The 269-nt window shown below is 38.3% G+C and carries 1 protein-coding gene; it reads right to left on the reverse strand.

The window, feature by feature from the left end; all coding sequences use genetic code 11:
• A partial coding sequence (locus SB786_RS36430) for a hypothetical protein (protein WP_410731610.1) occupies positions 1 to 269 on the reverse strand: 269 nt, incomplete at both ends.

The raw sequence follows: 269 nt of genomic DNA on the forward strand, positions 1-269 counted from the left end.
CGGGGCGTACACCTAAAACAATCTGTGTTCCTGCTGATGCTAAATTGGTAAAACTTGCCTGCAAAGTAACGATGTAATTTCCTGGCTGATTAAAAGTGAGAACACCTGTGGTTGTATTATAGCTATAGTAAGGTGAAGTTGCCAGAGGTGTTGTAAAAACTAATGTGCTGATAACTCCGCTAGTATGGCTTTGATCTCCTGCCAAACGTGCATGAAATAGTGAATAATCAGTAAAATTAATCGTTTTTAAAATACCATTTGCATCAGCT

This window comes from Burkholderia sp. SIMBA_062 (assembly GCF_046534765.1).
GTDB lineage: Bacteria > Pseudomonadota > Gammaproteobacteria > Burkholderiales > Burkholderiaceae > Burkholderia > Burkholderia ambifaria.